Raw genomic sequence first — 383 nt, 5'->3', positions numbered from 1 at the left:
AACACGGACGACCAGCAGATCACCGACTTCAGCCTTACGGGCAACACCCTGACGCTGACCCTGGAGAACGGGGGCACACAAGATGTGGACCTTTCCGGCTATGTCTCCACGGATGACCAGAACCTGACCGGTGCCACCCTGACCGGCACCACCCTTCAGATCGATATTGAGAACGGTTCTTCAGCCAACGTGGACCTTTCATCACTGGTGGGCACTGACGACCAGGGGCTTAGCCTTAGCGGCAACACCTTGACCCTTGAAGACGGGGGCAGCGTGGATCTTACCCCATATCTGGACAACACGGACGACCAGCAGATCACAGACTTCAGCCTTACGGGCAACACCCTGACGCTGACCCTGGAGAACGGGGGCACGCAAGATGT

Annotated in this window: 1 protein-coding gene; it reads left to right on the top strand. The window is 58.5% G+C overall.

Annotated elements, in window-relative coordinates; genetic code table 11:
• On the top strand, nt 1–383 hold a 383-nt coding region (locus NG653_RS14670), incomplete at both ends, for a hypothetical protein (RefSeq protein WP_252742460.1).

The organism is Robiginitalea marina (genome assembly GCF_024006985.1).
GTDB lineage: Bacteria > Bacteroidota > Bacteroidia > Flavobacteriales > Flavobacteriaceae > Robiginitalea > Robiginitalea marina.
The sequence above is the reverse complement of the archived record's forward strand: the minus strand, read 5'-3'. Positions and strand labels throughout refer to the sequence as shown.